Annotated in this window: 1 tRNA gene and 1 rRNA gene; both read right to left on the reverse strand. The window is 47.6% G+C overall.

The window, feature by feature from the left end:
- Nucleotides 1–225 precede the first annotated feature (225 nt).
- A tRNA-Glu gene (locus ACNQ0T_RS23215) sits at nt 226–301 on the reverse strand.
- Between the two features lie 84 nt (nt 302–385).
- A 16S ribosomal RNA gene (locus ACNQ0T_RS23220) occupies nt 386–464 on the reverse strand; the annotation flags it as partial.

Consider the following 464-nt stretch of genomic DNA (forward strand, 5'->3'; position numbering starts at 1 on the left):
TGACTGCCAGGGCATCCACCGTGTACGCTTAGTCGCTTAACCTCACAACCCGAAGATGTTTCACTTCTGATTGCGAAAATTTGAGAGACTCGAACACACCATTAAAGATGTGTCGTTTCAATTTTCAGCTTGATCCAGATTTTTAAAGAGCAAATATCTCAAACATGACTCGCAAGTCAGTTTTGAGATATGACGGCAGGTGACTTTCACTCACGAACCAGCAAGTGGCGTCCCCTAGGGGATTCGAACCCCTGTTACCGCCGTGAAAGGGCGGTGTCCTGGGCCTCTAGACGAAGGGGACGTACAGTCTCAATCGCAAGACGCCTTGCTATTTACTTTTCATCAGACAATCTGTGTGGACACTACAAAGGCAGGTTCTTTAAGGTAAGGAGGTGATCCAACCGCAGGTTCCCCTACGGTTACCTTGTTACGACTTCACCCCAGTCATGAATCACAAAGTGGTA

Source organism: Enterobacter cloacae complex sp.6700776 (genome assembly GCF_048284255.1).
GTDB lineage: Bacteria > Pseudomonadota > Gammaproteobacteria > Enterobacterales > Enterobacteriaceae > Enterobacter > Enterobacter intestinihominis.